Origin of the sequence: Brevibacterium sp. JSBI002, assembly GCF_026013965.1 — a bacterium.
Taxonomy (GTDB): Bacteria; Actinomycetota; Actinomycetes; order Actinomycetales; family Brevibacteriaceae; genus Brevibacterium.
The window spans coordinates 2,878,108-2,896,816 of the sequence record NZ_CP110341.1; the positions used below are offsets into that span (position 1 = coordinate 2,878,108).

General features: G+C 57.4%; 13 protein-coding genes and 2 pseudogenes. 8 read left to right on the top strand and 7 right to left on the bottom strand.

The genetic code is table 11. From position 1 onward, the window contains the following. Positions 1–12: 12 nt before the first annotated feature. Complete coding sequence (locus LJ362_RS13045; RefSeq protein ID WP_264799491.1) at positions 13–1,518, bottom strand: ABC transporter substrate-binding protein; 1,506 nt, start codon at positions 1,516–1,518, stop codon at positions 13–15. An 11-nt stretch (positions 1,519–1,529) separates the two neighbouring features. Further along, positions 1,530–2,564, bottom strand: a complete 1,035-nt coding sequence (locus LJ362_RS13050) for a TetR/AcrR family transcriptional regulator (RefSeq protein ID WP_264799492.1) — start codon at positions 2,562–2,564, stop codon at positions 1,530–1,532. A 232-nt stretch (positions 2,565–2,796) separates the two neighbouring features. Between LJ362_RS13050 and LJ362_RS13055 the strand changes: the two genes are divergently transcribed. The 5 genes and pseudogenes from LJ362_RS13055 to LJ362_RS13075 form a co-directional block, all read left to right on the top strand. Then, positions 2,797–4,614 (top strand): glycosyltransferase family 2 protein, encoded by a 1,818-nt coding sequence (locus tag LJ362_RS13055; RefSeq protein ID WP_264799493.1) that lies wholly within the window; start codon positions 2,797–2,799, stop codon positions 4,612–4,614. A 396-nt stretch (positions 4,615–5,010) separates the two neighbouring features. After that, a pseudogene (locus LJ362_RS13060) lies at positions 5,011–5,621 on the top strand (ISL3 family transposase); the annotation flags it as partial. 158 nt (positions 5,622–5,779) lie between these two features. Then, on the top strand, positions 5,780–7,333 hold the full coding sequence (gene istA / locus LJ362_RS13065) for an IS21 family transposase (protein ID WP_264798992.1): 1,554 nt from the start codon (positions 5,780–5,782) through the stop codon (positions 7,331–7,333). Continuing rightward, entirely contained in the window at positions 7,330–8,076 is a 747-nt protein-coding gene (locus tag LJ362_RS13070) for an ATP-binding protein (protein WP_283255771.1), read from the top strand. Before istA ends, LJ362_RS13070 begins: the two co-directional genes overlap by 4 nt. A 115-nt stretch (positions 8,077–8,191) precedes the next feature. Then, positions 8,192–8,932: pseudogene (locus LJ362_RS13075) on the top strand (ISL3 family transposase); the annotation flags it as partial. A 3-nt stretch (positions 8,933–8,935) separates the two neighbouring features. Here LJ362_RS13075 and LJ362_RS13080 read toward each other — a convergent pair. The 5 genes from LJ362_RS13080 to rfbA all read right to left on the bottom strand — a co-directional run bounded on the left by LJ362_RS13080 (position 8,936) and on the right by rfbA (position 15,009). Beyond that, on the bottom strand, positions 8,936–9,202 hold the full coding sequence (locus LJ362_RS13080) for a hypothetical protein (protein WP_264799494.1): 267 nt from the start codon (positions 9,200–9,202) through the stop codon (positions 8,936–8,938). A 510-nt stretch (positions 9,203–9,712) separates the two neighbouring features. After that, positions 9,713–11,599 carry a glycosyltransferase family 2 protein gene (locus tag LJ362_RS13085; RefSeq protein ID WP_264799495.1) on the bottom strand — a complete coding sequence of 629 codons (1,887 nt, stop codon included), beginning with the start codon at positions 11,597–11,599 and terminating at the stop codon, positions 9,713–9,715. A gap of 29 nt (positions 11,600–11,628) precedes the next feature. Continuing rightward, the gene (locus tag LJ362_RS13090) at positions 11,629–12,984 is read right to left on the bottom strand and encodes a sugar nucleotide-binding protein (protein WP_413774255.1); all 1,356 of its coding nucleotides are present in this window, start codon (positions 12,982–12,984) and stop codon (positions 11,629–11,631) included. Positions 12,985–13,046: 62 nt separating this feature from the next. After that, complete coding sequence (gene rfbB / locus LJ362_RS13095) at positions 13,047–14,048, bottom strand: dTDP-glucose 4,6-dehydratase (protein WP_264799497.1); 1,002 nt, start codon at positions 14,046–14,048, stop codon at positions 13,047–13,049. A 97-nt stretch (positions 14,049–14,145) separates the two neighbouring features. Beyond that, on the bottom strand, positions 14,146–15,009 hold the full coding sequence (rfbA, locus tag LJ362_RS13100; RefSeq protein ID WP_264799498.1) for a glucose-1-phosphate thymidylyltransferase RfbA: 864 nt from the start codon (positions 15,007–15,009) through the stop codon (positions 14,146–14,148). Positions 15,010–15,247: 238 nt separating this feature from the next. On the opposite strand from rfbA, the gene LJ362_RS13105 reads away from it, so the two are divergent. From LJ362_RS13105 to LJ362_RS13115, 3 genes are read left to right on the top strand one after another with little or no spacing between them, the layout of a single operon-like run. Further along, a complete protein-coding gene (locus LJ362_RS13105; RefSeq protein ID WP_264799499.1) occupies positions 15,248–16,948 on the top strand; it encodes a CDP-glycerol glycerophosphotransferase family protein in 1,701 nt (566 codons plus the stop codon). Next, positions 16,930–17,652, top strand: coding sequence for an IspD/TarI family cytidylyltransferase (locus LJ362_RS13110; RefSeq protein WP_101595632.1), 723 nt, complete (start codon positions 16,930–16,932; stop codon positions 17,650–17,652). The genes LJ362_RS13105 and LJ362_RS13110 overlap by 19 nt, the downstream gene beginning before the upstream one ends. After that, the gene (locus tag LJ362_RS13115) at positions 17,642–18,703 is read left to right on the top strand and encodes an NAD-dependent epimerase/dehydratase family protein (RefSeq protein ID WP_264799500.1); all 1,062 of its coding nucleotides are present in this window, start codon (positions 17,642–17,644) and stop codon (positions 18,701–18,703) included. The genes LJ362_RS13110 and LJ362_RS13115 overlap by 11 nt, the downstream gene beginning before the upstream one ends. Positions 18,704–18,709: the final 6 nt, after the last annotated feature.

Genomic DNA, 18,709 nt, shown 5'->3' on the forward strand with positions numbered 1-18,709 from the left:
ATCTCCAACCGCTCAGGGACGTCCCGTGGAGTTGGGGACGAGCCCTCCGACGTATTTCTGGAAGGCGTCGACCTGGTTGGCGAAGCCCCATACGATGTATCCGCCCTCGTCGTAGAGCATCTTCTGCAGCTCGTGCTCAAGGTCTCGCCGCTCACCGGCGTCGGGAATGGCTCGAGATTTGTCGAAGACCTTGTTGAACTGCGGGTCGTCCCAGTGGGTTTCGTTGAACGGCGATTCGTCCAGGGCGCAGGAGATGACCTGCGGCATGAAGTCGCGGGTGTACCAGAAGTCCTGGGCGAAATCCCATTTGAGGTAGCCGTCGCCGAAGAACGTGGTGGCGTCGACCTTGCGGATCTTGACTCGGATTCCGGCGTCGGCGGCCTGCTGGGCGAAGACCTGGGCGGCTTCGACGGCTCCGGATTGGATGGGGGCGGTGACGAGTTCGACGTCGAGTCCGTCGGGGTAGCCCGCCTCGGCGAGGAGCTTCTTCGCTTTGTCGAGGTCCTGTTTGCGCTGCGGGAACTTCGGGTAGTTCTCGCTCAACGGCCCGAACATGTCGTTGCCGACGGTGCCATAGCCCGAGAGCACCTGTTCGATCATCTGTTCGCGGTCGACGACGAGGCGGAAGGCCTGCCGGACCTTGACGTCGTCGAAGGGCTTCTTGTCCACCCGCATGGTGAAGGGCAGCCACATGCCGGTCTTCGAGTTGAGGATGGACATGCGCTCATCGGCGTCGATGACTTCGACGAGGGCGAGTGGGATTCCGGCGATCGCGTCGACCTGGGTGGACAGGAGGGCATTGATGAGGGCGTCATCGTCGTTGAAGTTGAGGATCTCAACCTCGTCGAGGTACATCTTGTCGAAGTCGAAGTAGTGCTCGTTGGGCACGAGCACCGTCGACTGGGCGGCGGTGAAGGATTTGAGTTTGAACGGTCCCGAGCACACCGGGTTCTCCGGGTCGTAGCCGACGGGGACGATGGCGGCGGTGTACTCGGCGACAGCGTCTTTGAACAGGCCGTTGGGTTCGCTGAGTCGGAACTCGACGGTGCGATCGTCCTTCGCGACGACTTTCTCCAGCATGGAGAAGTTCGCTGCCGCGGTCTTCGGGTCGTCGGGATCGTTGATCCTCTCGAACGTGAACACGACGTCTTCGGGGGTGATCGGTTTGCCGTCGGAGAATTTGAGGCCCTCTTTCAGTGTGCACGTCCACACGGTGGAGTCGGAGTTGGCCTTGATCGATTCGGCCAGCAGGGGCACGACTTGGGCGTCGTCGTCCCAGCCGTAGAGGGCATTGTAGAGGTTGACTGCGCGGCAGACGTCGCCGTTGTTGACGGGGATGTGGGCGTCGACGGTATCGGCTGAGTTGCCGCCGGTGATCCCGACGCGCAGGGTTCCGCCTTTGACGGGGTCCCCGGCATCGGCGGCGCCGACCGTTCCGCCGCCGCAGGCGCTCAAGCCCGCGACGCCGGCCACGGCCAGGCCTGCCCCCAGCGCTTGTCTTCGGTTCGGTGTACTCATGTGCCTTCTTCCTAGGACGTCGATTCGGGTCGGCCGGCAGCGGCGAGCCGATCTGACTTCGGGTGTCGGGTGTCGTCGGTGGACGCGTCATTGTTGAGGATGTGAGCGGCGAGGTAGTTCTCGAGCATGGTCAGTGCCTCGTCATCGGTGATGGGCATGTGCTCGGTGGTGCGGGCAACGCCGAGGCCGTCGATGAAGATCGACAGGGATTTCACCATCAGTGGGATGTTGCCTTCCCGGATCTTTCCCATGCGCTGGCCGCCGTCGATGACGGTGGTGATCATGTCCATCCATTCGCCGTAGACGGCGGTGAGGTTCGCACGGGCGCTTTCGTCGGTGGCTGCACGGGCCCAGCATTGGAGCCAGATCGACCACACTCTCCGGATCTTCGGGTCAACTCCGGCATGGATGCGTGCGAAGTGGCGGAGCACACCGATGGGGTCGGCGGAATCGTTGAGGTGGCGGGTCTCGGCGATGACATCGAGGGAGTGGCGCAGGGCCGCCTGCAGCAGCTGGTCCTTCGTCCGGAAGTGATAATTCACCGCCGAGGCGGTCATGCCGGATGCGCGGGCGACGTCGTCGGTGCGCACTTTGGCGATGCCGAGGTCGGCGTAGAGCTCCCAGGCCGCGGCGATGATCGTCACCCGACTGCGGGTGCCCTTCGACATCCAGTCCTGCGTGGGTGCGACCGTGCGTGGTTTTACGGTGTCGTTCTGCCCGGGAATCGTCGGAATATCGTCGTCGGCGGGCGAATCGGAGACAGGAACGATCCCTGAGGTGGGTGCGCTCCTCCCTCGCCGAGGCGGCCCTGCCGTTCTCCCGGTCGTGAGCCAATCGGTGCTGACCTCGGTCAGTTCGGCAATCCGTGAGATCTCTTCGACCCGGAACTTCCGCACTCCGGCCAGGGATTTCGAGAGTTTGCTGGCGTCGAGCCCGATCTGTCGGGCGATTTCGCTGTGGTTGATACCCGCGCTTTGGATTGCGTCACGGACACGGTCGGCCAGGGATGCCAGTGTGCTGTCAGCACCGTTACTTTTCGTGACCACCACTACAGTTTGCACTTAAGTTGCGATTTCGGCAATAGACACTGACGGATTTGATAGTTTCGAGTGGCTCAGCCACAGGGGCAGCCAGAAGCGAACGTTCGATTTGGGCCATCGACCAGGGCCCTCACATTTTCAGAATCCACGCGCCTCCACAGATTCACACAACGGCAGATGTAGCATAGTAGCTTGCGCGAGTTGCCCCGCGACATGTGAACACTGCTCTGGAGCCAAGATGACTGAATTGCCCGCAAAGACAGTCCCCAACCCAACCGGGATTGATGTCAGCGTGGTCATCCCTGTGTACAACTGCGAAAAGTACATCCAGGAAACGGTCGAATCCGTAAGAGCCCAGGACATGCACGCCGGATCACTAGAAATTATTGCTGTGGACGACGGGTCGACAGACGATTCACTGAACATCCTCAACAAACTGGCTGCGGACTGCACCGACCTTCACGTCCACTCGACCCCCAACAGCGGGTCTGCTGCTGCGCCCCGTAACTTTGGACTCGAACGAGCCCGTGGCCGCTACGTTTTCTTCCTCGACGCGGATGACAAATTCTCCCCAAATGCACTCTCCCGGCTGACCGAGGTCGCGGACAGCACAGGCTCAGGGGTCGTACTCGGCAAGATGGGACTGTTCGGCGAGAAGAGGGCCGGCAACGTACCTTCGACTGCTTTCGGTAAGACACTGTTAGCCGTCGATTTCATCGATTCCAAGGCACATTCGACGCTCGGAGCATGGAAACTTTTTCGCAGGTCGATCTTGATGGATAATGACATCCGATTCCCGCTCGGCTACAAGATAGGCGAGGATCAACCGTTCACGATGAAGGCCTATCTTCACAGCCCGCACATTTCGATACTGGCTGACCAGGTCTATTATTGGCTCCGAGGCAGAGACGACGGAACTAATATCACCGCAACTGGTCAGCCTCCGCGTAAGCATCTCTGCCGAATCCTCACGCTCATTAAGACGATCGTCGACAATACCGAGCCAGGCGAGCGTCGTGACCATCTACTCCGGCGTCCGATCATCGGAGCAGCCGGGGTCAAGTCTGTGTTCGGAAAGAAGATGCTTACCGCTCACGACCGAGCTGAACGTGAAGCCATGGTGAAGGAATTCCGCGAAGTAGTCGCGCCCCTTTGGAGCTCAAACATCCGTGACCACGGCGTGCCCGAGTCACAGATCCTGGTGGATCTTGCCGTTCGCGGCGACATCGACGAAATTGAGACCGTCAGTCGTCTTTTGGCGCACAAGAAGACAGTCCCTCTCAGTTTCGATGAGGAACACGCACAAATGGTCTACCAACCCCGCGCTGGTGACAGTGTGGGCGACCTGCGAGCCAGGCTCCACCAATCACTCGAGTCGATTACTTCGACGGCAGACGGGATCATTATCCGGGGCGAGTTCGGAGTCGCCGGCTTAGACCGCGCTCCTGACAGCGCCCACATCATCTTTCGCCACCGTAAGCTAGGAACAAAGATCACGTCTAAGATCGACACGTCTCGGGCATACACTCGAAGTTTCGGTACCCGAGTGAGATTCTCGACCGATGTTCAGATTTCGAGATTGGCCGACTCCGGTATCTGGGAAATATTCATTAAAGCGAAGTGGTCATCAATGGTGGTCCGTGAACGTCTCGGGATAGCCCGGGCAGCAGGGATGGATACTGCTCCGATCATAATCGGCGACCCGCTCGAAGGCGTCGTGTTCTTCGATCAATCTGACGGACTTTCCGTCGACCTGGGGCCCACTGAGAAGCATCTCGATCCCGTCAAGAGACATGAGCTGCACGTCGTTGATCAGTTCGAAGTCGGACGTTCAGTGGTCTGCGTGATCAGCGGCCCGGTTTCGAACATGAAGGCCGCGTCCTATCAAGCAGACAACAAGTCCAAGTCAAAACCTGCCAGATTCATCGTCCATTCAACTGACCAAGCGTCAATAGTCATCCCTCGCTCAGCTGCAAAAAAGCAGGGCTGCACGATCGAGTTGAAAGATGCAGAAGGGAATTCAGTCGAAATAGCACTAACTGAGCTCAGAGACTGAGAACGCAATCTTCTGAGGACGAATCAGCTCCTGAACAGAACTGGCCGCAACCACCCGTTTACGCATCGGCCGTCGTCTGCGCTGTCTGCCAAATCTCGGGACGCACTATCGCTTCAATCCACGCTTCAGTCGAGTCCTCACACTTCGCAGGAGCGACTGCGGCTGTGTACGACCGGACTGTTTAACGGACGGTTTCACTGCGTTTGCGGCAATCTTGTCCTAGTAGAAGCCATACGATCGACGAAGCTTACGTCGCATGTTCTCTTGGTATTGCGGCTCTTCGTAATTGAGAGTGTAGATCGATGATTCCAGGACACGGCGAGTCGCTGCGCGGATAGACGCCGAGGTCTTCCGATGATGGGAAGTTCTCACACAATCCATCCGAAAGACCTCGACGTGGCCAAGCCTACTTTCTCGACCCCTGACCTCACGACATTCTGCCGACTCGACACCCTCGATCTGACCTGCACCGGCCAAAACATCACCGGGCACAAGGCGATTCTGGAATGCCGGCCCAACACCGCCGATGACTGGTGCCGTCGGTGCGGTGGCCACGGGATCGTTCGCGATACCGCCGTCCGCCGTCTGGCACACGAACCTTTCGGCTACCGACCAACCACGCTTCATCTTCGCCGACTCTACAAATGCGTCGAGTGTGGCCGCGTCTGGCGTCAAGACGCCACAGCCGCGGGGCACCACCACGAGCGAAGATCTCGCGAACCAGCCTCGACTGGGCGTTGGGTGCCCTCGTCATCGATCACGACACCGTCTCCGTCATCGCAGCGAAACTCGCAGTTTCCTGACACACCGCGAACTCCGCCGTCCTCGCTGAAGGCCACCGACTGTTGATCAACGACCCAGCCCGGTTCGACGGGGTCAGCGTCATTGGTGTCGACGAGCACGTGTGGCGGCATACCCGGCGTGGTGACAAGTACGTCACCGTCATCATCGACCTCACCCCAATCCGCGAGGGAACAGGCTCGGCACGTCTGCTCGACATGGTTGAATATCCGCTTTATTGGGGGCCGTCAATCGTGGGTTCGGGGGCCGGACGCCTGATCAGATAATCGTGTGGTTCGGGGCCAGCTATGGCGTGCATGGGGGCCACTGACGTATAAGCTCCTTCCGCCGCGTGTATAGGGCACGCGGCAGAAGGAGAATATTCATGGTACGCAAGATCAGAGCGAAGCTGGTTCTACAGCTTCGGGCCGAGGGGCTCTCGGGAAGAGCTATTGCATCGTCTCAGGCGATGTCCCGTAAGTCTGTCACCCAAGTCCTCGATGCCGCGAATGCTGCCGGCCTGAGTTGGGATGATGTCAAAGACTGCCCCGATGGTGAGGTGTACAGTCTGTTGTTCCCGGGCCGCGGCGACCATCACAGTGTGTTCGCCCAACCCGACTGGGAACGAATCCATAAGGAGATGGCTCGGGTCGGGGTGACGCTGAAGCTCCTCCATGGCGAGTATGTCGATGCATGCGCTGCTGCTGGTGATGCGGCGATGAGCTACGACCGGTTCTGCCGCACCTATCAACGTCATGTGCTGGTCACTGGCGCCGCTTCCCGAGTCGGTCACAAGGCCGCGCAGACGATCGAAGTCGATTGGTCGGGGCCGACGATGCGACTGTATCCGTCGGGGGCGAGTCAGCCTGTGACCGTGTATCTGTTCGTCGCGTGTCTGCCATTCAGCCGGTACGCGTTCGTGTATCCGAGTCTGGATATGAGCCAGGATTCCTGGTTGCGGGCGCATGTGGCAATGTTCACCGCTTTCGACGGATCGACGCCGAGGATCGTGCCGGACAACCTCAAAACCGGAGTGATCGCTCATCCCCGCGATGGTGAGGTCGTGCTCAACGATGCTTATCGGGAAATGGCTGCCCACTATTCGGCGGCAGTGCTTCCGGGCCGGATCAGAGCACCGAAAGACAAGGCGAGTGTGGAGAACACTGTCGGGCATGTGGCCACGTGGGTGATCGCGGGACTTCGGGACCGACGGTTTGCTTCGCTGCCGGAACTGGCATCGGCGATCGAGGAGCGAGTCGCAGCCTATAACGCCGAGCCCTTCCAGAAGCGGCCAGGTTCCAGACTCAGCGTCTTCACCACCGATGAGCAGCCACTGCTGAGGCGATTGCCGCAGGTTGCCTACGAGATCAGCCGGTGGGTCTACGGGCGCCGGGTGGCCAGGAATGGGCATGTCAGTTGGGCGCGGAACTATTATTCAGTGCCGTTTGCCCATATCGGCGCCAAGGTTGATCTGCGAATCACCGATCGCAGTCTTGAGGTCTATTCCGGCCATGAGAGGATCACGACGCACCTGCTGCTACCGGTAACGGCAGCGAATGAGTATCGGACGAATGAGGCCGACCTGCCGGTCGGCGAGAAGTACCAGCTGTGGGACAAACCGCGAGCCCGCCAGTGGGCCGAGCGGATCGGTCCATCGGCACTGGTTGTCATCGATCGCATTTTCGAGTCTGTTCCCATCGACGAGCAAGGACTCAACCCGGCCCTGGCGGTGTTGAGGCTGGCCCGCCGTTACTCTGCTGAAAGGGTCGAGGCGGCCTGCCGGATCGCTTTGGCCGGTCCGGTGAGGTCCCCACGCTATGCGCATGTGAACCCGATCCTGGTCACAGGGCAAGACCACACCAGAGCCGACGAGGCTCAGCCTGTCGAGCACGGCGGTTACGTTCGTGGAGCCTCCTACTATGCAGGAGGCCGACAGTGACGGCGATCGATACAGAAACCAAGCGCAAGCTGCGCGAGATGGGTGCGACACCTTTGCTGGAGGCACTCGAGTCCCAGGACGAGGACCTGACTATGGGAATGAGCTTCGATGAACGCCTGCAGTTGATCGTCGACGAAGCCCACTCGAGGTTCAACCATGCCAAAGTTGAAGGACTCATCCGCCGGGCCGGACTACGATACCCGGCAGCGGACCTGCGGCAACTGTCCCGCGTCGATGAGAGAGGACTGGATCAGAACGTGATCGCGCAGCTAGGAACCTGCGGCTTCATCGACCGCGGCCAGAACGTCGTGTTCCAAGGATTCACCGGTTCGGGAAAGTCCTATCTGGGATGTGCTCTAGCAAAACGAGCCTGTCAGCACCGGATCCGAGCTCACTACATTCGCATGCCTGATCTGGAAGAGGCCTGGGCACTAGCAAAGGACAAACCGCTGGGCACGACGAAGTTATTGAAGAAATACGCCGCGTTCACCGTCCTCGTCATCGACGAATGGTTACTCGATCCTCCCGATGAGGCTATGCGCAGTATGCTGCTGGAACTGCTCGAGCGCCGCTACGACACGGCATCGACGGTGTTCTGTACCCAGTATGCGAAGAAGGACTGGCATCAACGACTGGGGTCTGGAGTCCACGCGGATGCGATCATGGACCGAATCGTGCACAACACGATCTGGGTCGAGACTGGCAGTCATAACATGCGTGAACATGCTGCTCTGAATTCGTGAGAAACCGTCGGTGGGTGGCTGGTGGACCCGATAGTCCCGGCTGCTGGCCCCCACCGGCAATATCGGTGGCTCCCAAACGCACGATCGACTGGTCCCCAAAGCTTCAAATACTCACATGGTGGCTGGCCGTTCGAAGCAGGTGTTCAAACAATGGTTGAAAGACCGACCGAAAGACTGGCGTGAGGGCATCGCCGTCGTCGCGATGAACGGATTCTCCGGCTTCAAAACAGCCTCAGCTGAGGAACTGCCCGACGCTGTCGAAGTCATGGACCCCTTCCACGTCGTCAAACTCGCCGGTGATGCCCTCGACGAGGTACATCGCCGAGTTCAGCAAGAGACAACCGGCCATCGCGGACGAGCAAAGGACCCGTTGTACCGGGCAAGAAGAACTCTGCACACGGGCAGCAGCCTACTCACGACCAAGCAGCAGGAAAGAATCGCGAAGCCCTTCGCTGACCCGAACTTCACCGAAGTCGAAGTCACCTGGGCCGTCTACCAAGACATTGTCAGCGCCTACCGAACCGCGGACCGCAACGAGGGCAAGAGACTCTTGCAAACGGTCATCGACGCCCTGACAACGAATCTGCCATCCGAACTTGTCGAGCTCAAACGGTTAGGACGGACCTTGAAGCGTCGAGCTGCAGATGTGGTCGCGCTCTTCACCCGACCGGGTACGTCCAATCGCCCGACTGAAGAGATCAACCGCAGACTCGAACATCTCCGCGGGTCCGCGCTGGGATTCCGCAACCTCACGCACTACATCGCGAGGTGTCTGCTCGAGTCCGGCGGATTCAGGCCGGTTCTACACTCTCAATCACGATGGGCCACTTTAGAGTCCCGGAAGCCGAGCCGGTAGTCGCTAAGCCGCGCGTTCTCTCCCTGCCCGGAAATCTCGGGGTCGAAGTTGATGGCCTGTCCACCCACTCGCCCGGAGGAACGTATTGCGGTGGACGACGTCGACTCCGAGCTCGTCGAGTTCTCGCACGCTATCGGATTTCGAAGCGGGTTCGACCAGTCGGGCAGCGACGAGTTGGAAGAAGACTTCGTCATCGACGATGACGAATCCGAGGCGAGTGTAAACACGACGGATCGTGTCGATGAGGCTCCCAGACCGGCTGGACTTCACGACTGCTGATGTCAGACGGGGCGTGTCTGCTGTGCCGAAGTCGAGTGTGCCCTGCCCAGCGTCTCGGAGTTTGGTCTTGCCAGCTTCGACGAAGGCCGGATCACGACGAACTGGAAACAGGCCCTGGCTCGACTGACCGTGGTCTATCCGAACCGGACGAATCCCTACTTGTAAATCATGCCCGAACACAAACAATTTGACAGGCTCACCAGACGCGGTAAGTACCTTGCGGACGAATGGGCTCATTTCTCCATGAAACGGCGCCATATATTTGCGCAATCCTGAGGGCTTCAACTAACTGACCATCTTTAAAATCAGTCCTGACCCTGAAAACAACCCTCACTTAAGTCAGGAGCTCCCGTTAGGCACTCTCAGCCTCTGCAATCAGGCTTGGTTGACTGCAAGTGAAGATTGGGAGTGCAGAAACAATCCACAAATGCACGGTGTTCGTTCTCAGTCTTGCCCTAAGCTCAAGAGGCTCGCAGTTCGAAATAGCCGCAGCACCCGAGCTCACCCCGACTGCTCCGCATGCTCGTATTCCGCAGCCGTCCTGATCTTAGGGAGTTGCCCCACATTCATGGCAACACGGTCCTCGGAGATGAACAACGTCCAGAACGGCGGCCGCAGGCCCGCATGGTCGCCAATTCGCACACGCATGACGGACCCGGTTTTGCGGAAATGCAGAGACGCCCTCCCAGCCGATACGCGCAAGAGAGCCGGGTGACCGGTGAAAGTGTTCTTCTTCGCACTGGTTGATGTGTCCAGCCCGAGAGTGCAGGTGACCTCGCCTTCGCCGTCGTGGACTCCAGCCAAATCCACCTTAATGAGCCCGTCAGCATCGTAGCTCACTCGAACTGGTGTGAGCCGTCGTATTGCCTCTTGTTGGCCTCTGGGAACAAGTGTGGCCGTGCCACCGTCATTTGGATACAGCACGTGAAGTTGACCGTCTGCGACTGTTAGCGAGGCGGCTACGCTGGACCGAACGTTCCTGTGCGTTACCGCACTGCCCAACGCAATTCGGACTTGCACGTCCCAATATCCATCATCCAGCCGCGACCCGAATGCGATGCCTGCGGGATCAATCGAAGCTCGCACACGACCGCTAAGCACCGGCGACCCGTCAATGTGATCATATACCGACGTCGACAATGTTGTGTCGGCCAGGTAAGTCAGTTTGCTCGACCGCGATCTAACCGCAACGTCGCCTGTCGCACCAGCGATTTCGTTGGTCATCGATAGCTGCTCGACAGAAAACACTGATTCGAGCTCTGGCGACAAGACCTTGTCGATCTGACCGCCTCTATGCCCCAGTGACAATCGGCGACCATGCGCACTAGTCCACTCAACACTCGCCTCAACGTTTAATACGCCATTTTCCCAAGAGACAGTCTCGGTGGTCCCCCACCCCGCAATGGTCACGTCTTCTTCACACAATCGCTCGAGCAGATCCAGTCGGCCGAGGCCTAGCAGTGCAGCACGCAACGCCACGGAAACACTCAAAGATTCGTCGAATCGCTCAAGCCCAAAGTCTTCACGGATCTGGCGTGATTCGGCAAAGATCATCCGGCGACTGTCTTTGGACCGGTTGAGGAATCCTACGTTGAAAGCCCCTAGGACACGTGCACTGTACTGCGTTCGCAGGATCTGCTCGCGCTGGTCCTTCAATCCCGGACTGCTGAGATGTCGGACTGCTGACTCACATACCTCGCGGAGCATCTCCCAGTAATGCTTGGTGTCTTTGTCGAACTGACTCGTGCCACTTCCTTCAACGGTTACCCAGTGGTAGAAGGGAACACTGGCCATGCGCGACATTACTTTGGCATGTTTGGCGACTTCGATGTTGAACAGGACGTCTTCCCAAAACACCATTCGGCCTTCAGGAAATCCAATCTTGTGCTTACGGAGAAGCTGTCGCCTATAAAGTTTATGAGGATTCATCGGAATCAAAGCGTGTGGGCCATTTCCGCCCAGCACCTGCGGCTGGTCCTCGCGGTAGACATCGACGCCCCAGGTCGGATCATCCGTGCGGGACTCCTTGCCAGACAGCACATCCGAATTGTTGCGCACCGCAAATTCGTAACCTGCTCGCAGCGCATCCGGGTAAAGCTCATCGTCATGGTCCATAAAGAGCACGTACTCGCCCTTAGCCATTTTGATCCCGATATTACGTGGCTTGGATGGCCAGCCGCTGTTTTCGATCCTTGTCACCGAGACATTCGATCTTTTGGTCTTTTCAGACTGCAGTCGCTCAAACGTATTGTCGGGTGACCCGTCATCCACAAAGATGATCTCGAATTCGTCGGCCGAGAGCGTTTGCGCATCCAACGACTGCAACAGTCGACTCAGACCTTGGGGATCGGTCTTATACGTTGGAATAATAATGGAGACTTTATACACATTTGAAAGCATAGAGGCCGTGGCTCCCTTTAATCTTGAGTCGCGTCTTGAAGATAATCCCGCAACGCATCGTCGGCATCTCGCGGAACGAACCCGGTCGCCGCAATCTTCTCAAGAGATAGCCGACTGTTCAGCGGGCGGGGTGCTGCATGCTTGCCAGCAAAATACTCTGCGGTGGAAACGCCCGTTACGCGCCCAGGATCGTGCCCGGTGATTTCGAACACACGCCTCGCGATTTCAGCCCAAGAGACATGAGGGCCCCCATTCGTCAGATTGTAGATTCCGTATTCAGGCCGAACAGATAGTAGATGCATGATGCCAGCTGCGATGTCGGCAGTAAATGTGAGTCTTCCGATCTGGTCCTGTACAACCGACGGATCAACACCGCGGCCGGCGAGCGACGACATCGTGCGCACGAAATTATCGCCGTCGCCAATCACCCAGCTCGTGCGCAGAATGAAGTGACGCGGAACCTGGGCAACCACAGACTCGCCCGCAGCCTTTGTGTGTCCATACACTCCCAACGGCGCCGGCGCATCGGTCTCAGTCCAAGGCAAACTTCCGGAACCATCGAACACGTAGTCGCTTGAGACATGCACCAAGGTTATGCGATGTTCGCGAGCCACGCTCGCAAGGCGCGACAAACCCGTGACGTTTGAGTCCCAACAAGCCGCCCGCCCCCCGGAAGTCTCGGCCTTATCCACAGCTGTGTACGCAGCAGCGTTGATCACGGTATCGTATTCACTCCAGCTAACAGCATCAAGAGTTTCCGGTTTCGTCAGGTCAATACGTGAACGATCGGCAAAGTCGGCGTCGGGCAGTGCTTCACGAATCGCACACCCCAGCTGTCCATTCGCGCCAATCACCAGAGTACGAAGTGGTTTGAATGGGGAGACGTCTGCGAGTCGCGGGTGAGTCAAATCTTTTGCCGATCGTTCCGACTCTGCAAGTGGGATCGGCCACTCAATGGCAACGGTCTCGTCCTCAAGATTCAAGAACGTGTAGGCCGCGTTCGGACTCCAATGGTCGTTCACTAGATAAACGTACGCCGTATCATCTTTTAGAGTCTGGTAAGAGTTGCCTACGCCGCGCGGGACGAAGATTGCAGTGTCCGGTCCGATTTCAGCGGTGAACACGGTGCCAAACGACGGCCCTGCACGCAGATCCACCCATGCACCAAAAATGCTACCGGTAGCGACCGAAACGTACTTGTCCCAGGGTTCCGCATGGATGCCGCGAGTAGCGCCACGCTTATCATTGAACGAGATGTTGTTCTGCACCGGTCCGAAGTCCGGAAGCCCCAGCGACATCATCTTCTCTCGTTGCCAGTTCTCCTTGAACCAACCACGATTATCGCCGTGGAGCGGTAGGTCGATCAGGACCATACCCGGGATGGTCGTCTCACGAACGGCCAGCTGTTTAGGCACGGGCCACTCCACTGTGTCGCTCATTGCCCCTGTCCCCTGTACCTAGCCTCAGTCGCCCTCTTTTGGGGCTCCCACCAAGCGACGTTTGCCCGGTACCATTCGATCGTCGCTGAAATCCCATGCTCAAAGTCCTGGAATGAAGGCTGCCATCCCAATTCCGTTCGCAACTTAGTCCAATCGATGGCGTAGCGAAGATCGTGGCCCGGCCGATCCACCACGTGGTCGTATTCGTCAGAGGGTTTGCCCATCGTCGTCAGGATCAGCTCGAGGACCTCTTTGTTATTCTCCTCGCCGTCGGCACCGATCAGGTAAGTCTCGCCGATACGGCCAGCTTCCAGAATCCGCAGAACCGCGGATGAGTGGTCATCCGCGTGAATCCAGTCGCGGACATTGAGACCTGCTCCATATAGTTTGGGACGATCACCCACGAGGATATTCGTAATCTGCCTGGGAATGAACTTTTCCACATGCTGTCGAGGCCCGTAATTGTTGGAGCAATTCGAAATCGTGGCACGCACATCAAATGACCTCACCCACGCGCGAACCAGCATGTCGCTACTCGCCTTGGATGACGAATATGGAGACGATGGCGCATACGGAGTCGTCTCTGTGAACCGAGTCGGATCGTCGAGTTCCAGGTCGCCGTATACCTCGTCAGTGGAGATGTGGTGGTAGCGCGTCTCGTGGCGGCGCACCGCTTCAAGCAGCGTGTACGTACCGACAATATTTGTGTCGAGAAACGGCCTCGGGTCGTGCAAGGAATTGTCGTTATGCGATTCGGCGGCATAGTGCACAACCGCATCGTTCCGACCCACTAGCTGATCGACAAGATCGGCATCACAGACATCACCATGCACCACGCTCACACGGTCAGCCGGAAGTCCGTCCAACGATGCGGCATTCCCTGCATACGTGAACTTGTCGAGCACAGTCACAATGCAGTCGGTCTCGCGAACTAGATAGTGCACGAAGTTCGAACCGATGAATCCGGCTCCTCCAGTAACGAGAATCCTACGGGCCAAACTATGCCTCCTAGTACATTAATTGCGACTTGGCTGTGCGCCGAAAGTTCATGAACGCAGACTGTTCCGTGATCCCGAGTCTACCGAGCGTGGATAGCTATACTTCCAACAACTGATTGAGATAAGTGCCATACCCGCTTTTAACGAGAGGCTGCGCTAATTGCGCCAATTGCTCGCTGGAGATCCAGCCGTTGCGCCAAGCCAATTCCTCGACGCAGCCAACCTTGAATCCTTGTCGTGCCTCGATGATGCGCACATATTCCGCCGCCTCCATCATTGAGATGAATGTACCGGTGTCCAGCCAAGCTGTGCCTCGGTCCAGCACCTTGACCTGCAAAGTTCCACGACGCAGGTACGCATCGTTGACAGACGAAATCTCGAGTTCTCCACGAGCCGACGGTTCGACAGTCTTCGCTATCTCCACTACGTCTTGATCATAGAAATACAGGCCCGGTACCGCATACTTACTCTTAGGGTGCGGGGGCTTTTCCTCGATCGACAAAACCTTGCCGCCAGAGTCGAATTCGACAACACCATAAGCAGTTGGATCTGCTACGGGATAGGCGAACACTTGAGCGCCAATGATGTCGTGGTTCTTTTTCAAAGCGGTGCCAAGCCCAGTCCCGTGGAACAAGTTATCGCCCAGAACTAGAGCCACGGACTCTCCACGGATAAACTTCTCGCCGATGATGAACGCCTGAGCAAGACCGTCCGGGGAAGGCTGCTCCGCATAGTCAATTGACATCCCCCACGAAGAGCCGTCGCCTAAGAGCGCCCTGAACTGTGCATTGTGCTCGGGTGTCGTGATGATGAGGACGTCGCGGATTCCAGCTGCCATGAGAGTCGCCAGTGGATAATAGATCATGGGCTTGTCGTAAATCGGCATGAGTTGCTTCGAGATGCCTTTAGTAATCGGCCACAGGCGCGTGCCCGAGCCTCCAGCAAGGATGATTCCACGCATGGCTCTCCCGTTCATCGGGTAGTCAGTACCACTCTGTCTTTACATCACGGTATCGTACTCAAGAGTTCACGAAGATTTGAACTAGTCGACACATCGCCGATGTCGGCCCAAGCGGCGACTGGAGGCAAGCGCGACGACCGGACATCGATCGGGAGATTACGGGCATGTATTATTTCAAGGGTTGTTCGCTCACCGTTAACCAGCTGTCCGCCTGATAGATCTAACGCTAGGAGTTTACGTGGCCCAACCGTTGCTCGTGACGCACCTGTCGTGGGAACGGGTTCTCCTGCATATCGATATCGAAGCAGTTGGAGCCGACCCAAACGAGTTCTACCTCACCCCGAACAATCGCCCATACAAGGTGCTCTATCCGGTTTCGGCCGAAAAGACGGGGGACGATCAGTATCGACTGACTATCAATATCACGCAGTTCAACGGGCGACGCCAAGTGCCCAACGGCACCTATCACGTCGTCAATGGTCCGGTTCCCAACGAATATATCGGCCGTGAATCAGAGTTCGAATCGGAACTTGAACCCGAGTACGACGTCGCGGGCGACATAGCTTATTATCCTTTGGAACGAATTCTCGAGCTCGATGACGCCTCGCGTTCGTTTCTGTACAACAACAATCGATCGTCCTACGCAGTCAACTTCGCAGTCTCAGACAACGAAGACGCTCCGGGTTTCATCATACGAACCTATGCGTTTGCCCGTGGAGGCGCGAAGCCGTCCGGGTTCCGAGCACGGACCTCATCCAAGTTGAAGAAGCGTTGGACAAAGCTCAAACGGAAGACGCTCAAACGCGTATACAAGGCGGGCCAGTCATTCCGTAAGGACGATGGCAATCGGATTCTGTTCGCTTCTGAGGCCCGTCCCAATATGCAGGGCAACCTCAAAGCAGTACATGACAGAATGGTTGAGCGTGGCCTTAAAGAACAGTTTGAGTTCGACTATTCGTTCAGGACCCAGCACTCTGCCACTCGCCAAAATGCGCTTGCGCTGGCATGGAAGGTCGGTCGAGCAAACACCGTCCTCATTGACGACTACTTTGCAATCCTCATGGACATCGGTGATCGGAAGAGTCAGCGCATCATTCAGTTGTGGCATGCCGGCAGCGGGTTCAAGTCAGTGGGATTCTCCCGGTTCGGTAATTATGGCTCTCCAAAGTTCAACAACGCGCACCGAAAATACACCTATGCGATCTGTGGCTCACAGCACCTTCGCGACGTATACAGCGAAGTCTTCGGCATGGAACGCGAATCGATCATCTCTACGGGGTTGCCTAGAATCGACTACTTCCTCGAAGAGGGTCGCGCCGACAACGTAAGCAAAGTGTTCGACAGCGATTACCCTGCAGCTGTCGGCAAACGCAAGATTCTGTTCGCGCCGACCTTCCGAGGTCGCGGCGCTGGTGACGCACACTATGACTACTCGCAGTTCGACTTCGACAAACTCTACGAAGCGATGGGGAACGATTCTGTATTTCTTTTCCGGCAGCACCACTTTATCGTGGACCCGGCGCCTATACCGGACGAATACACCGATAGGCTCATCGACGTCTCCGCTTTCCCGGATTCCAACGACCTACTGTTGATATCGGACCTGCTGGTCACGGACTATTCGTCGATCGTGTACGAGTACTCACTCTTGGAGCGGCCGATCGTATTGTTCGCATACGACCTGGAGCTCTATTCCGCAACACGGGGAATGCACAAGGACTACCGTGTGGCGGCTCCGGGCCCAGTTGCTGAGAACTTCGATCAGTTCCTAGCACTAATTAATGATCGTCACTTGGACGCCGGTGCGACAGAAGAGTACATGCACGAAAATTTTGATTTCGCTGACACACACAATTCGGACCGAGTAATCGATAATCTAATTCTTGGCACCCCGACACCGGAAGGATCCATCGAACAAACATGGCAAACATCGCAGTAATCTTCGCCGGAGGTGTCGGTTCGCGCATGCAACGAACCACCCGTCCCAAGCAGTTCCTCGAGATCCACGGTCGACCAGTCATCGCACACACCCTGGAGAAGTTTCAGGACCATCCGGATATCGATGCGATTGCCGTGGCGATCTTGCCGGAGTACGGCGAGTATATGCAACACATTATCGACAGGTACGACCTGGACAAGGTGCGTTGGATCGTCGACGGCGGCGCAACAGGACAGGAGTCTCGGCACAGGGCACTTCAGGTTGTCGCCGAAAACTTTGACTCCGACGACCTCGTCCTTATCCACGACGGCGTCCGGCCACTCATCGATGAGGATCTCATCACTCAAAACATCGCCGCCGGTCGCCAGTTCGGATCCGCTATCACCTGTACGAAGATGACGGAAACCGTGACGGTGGCCAAGGGAGACGGCGTCGGAGACGTTATCCCGAGAGATCCCTTGTGGAGCGCTCAGGCCCCACAAACGTTCAAGCTGGGCGAGGTTCTCGCAGCCTATGATCGCGCGGTTGCGGATGGTCAGAACGATTCGATTGACAGTTGCACCCTGATGCACGGCTACGGCCACTTTCTTCATCGTGTCGAGGGACCCCGCACGAACATCAAGATCACCACGGCGTCTGACTACTACATCTGCCGAACTTTCCTCACCCTTATCGAGGACAGGGAGGCCTTCGGTGGCGAATGATGTGACCGTCTTCGACCTGGACGTGTTTCAGAACGATGTGAGAACGATCGCATCCTCACCGCTGGAGTGGGAACAGTACCGAGGGCAGAACATCGTCGTCACAGGAGCTGCAGGGATGCTCCCAATCTATATTGTGGGCACACTTCTCGCCGCCAACGATCTACATGGGCTAGATTTGAATGTCACCGGTATGGTAAGGAGCCCTGATAAAGCCAGGCTTAGATTGGGCACTGCGCTCGATCGTCCGGACTTCGAGTTGCAAACAGTCGATGTCATCGATCGGATTCAGTTCGACAAACAGTTCCACACCGTTTTCCACGGCGCCTCACCCGCGCGGCCTGCTCTGCACAAAGGTTCACCCGTTACAACGCTCAAGGCAAATACGTTGGGCACGATTAACCTTCTAGATGCCCAAGCCGCAAAGGGCGGCGGTTCGTTCGTCTTGTTGTCCTCGTCGGAAGTGTACGGCTCGGTAGCTGAGGAAGGGCTCATCAGCGAAGACTCATTGGGGACTCTACAGCACTTCAACCCACGAGCTAGCTATTCTGAAGGCAAGCGCATCGCAGAGACTGCGCTTGCGGCCTACCAAGAGGAGTACGGAATTCGGGCGCTAACCCTCAGGTTCGGCCATATATTCGGTCCGGGCCTCGCATTGGATGACGGCAGAGTCCAGGCGGACTTCTTAGCCGACGTCGTCCACGGTAGAAACGTTCGCATGATGAGTTCCGGCGCCGCCATGCGTACATATACATACGTGGCTGATGCTGTACTCGGCCTCTTCTTCGCGCATCTAATCGGTGACGATCACGCATACAACGTTGCCAATCCCGCCGGAAATATCACGATTCGACAGCTTGCAGAAGCCTTCGCTGCAGCCCGTCCTGAGAAAAGTCTAAACTTGGAATTCGCCAATCCCGATGACGATCGTGCATATTCTCCCGTAACATCGCTCGGTCTATCATCTCAGCGTTTGAGCGCCCTCGGCTGGATCCCGCAACACTCACTAGCGGAAGGCATCAATCGGACGATCGCCTCCTACGAGGAAAGTTGAGCTGAT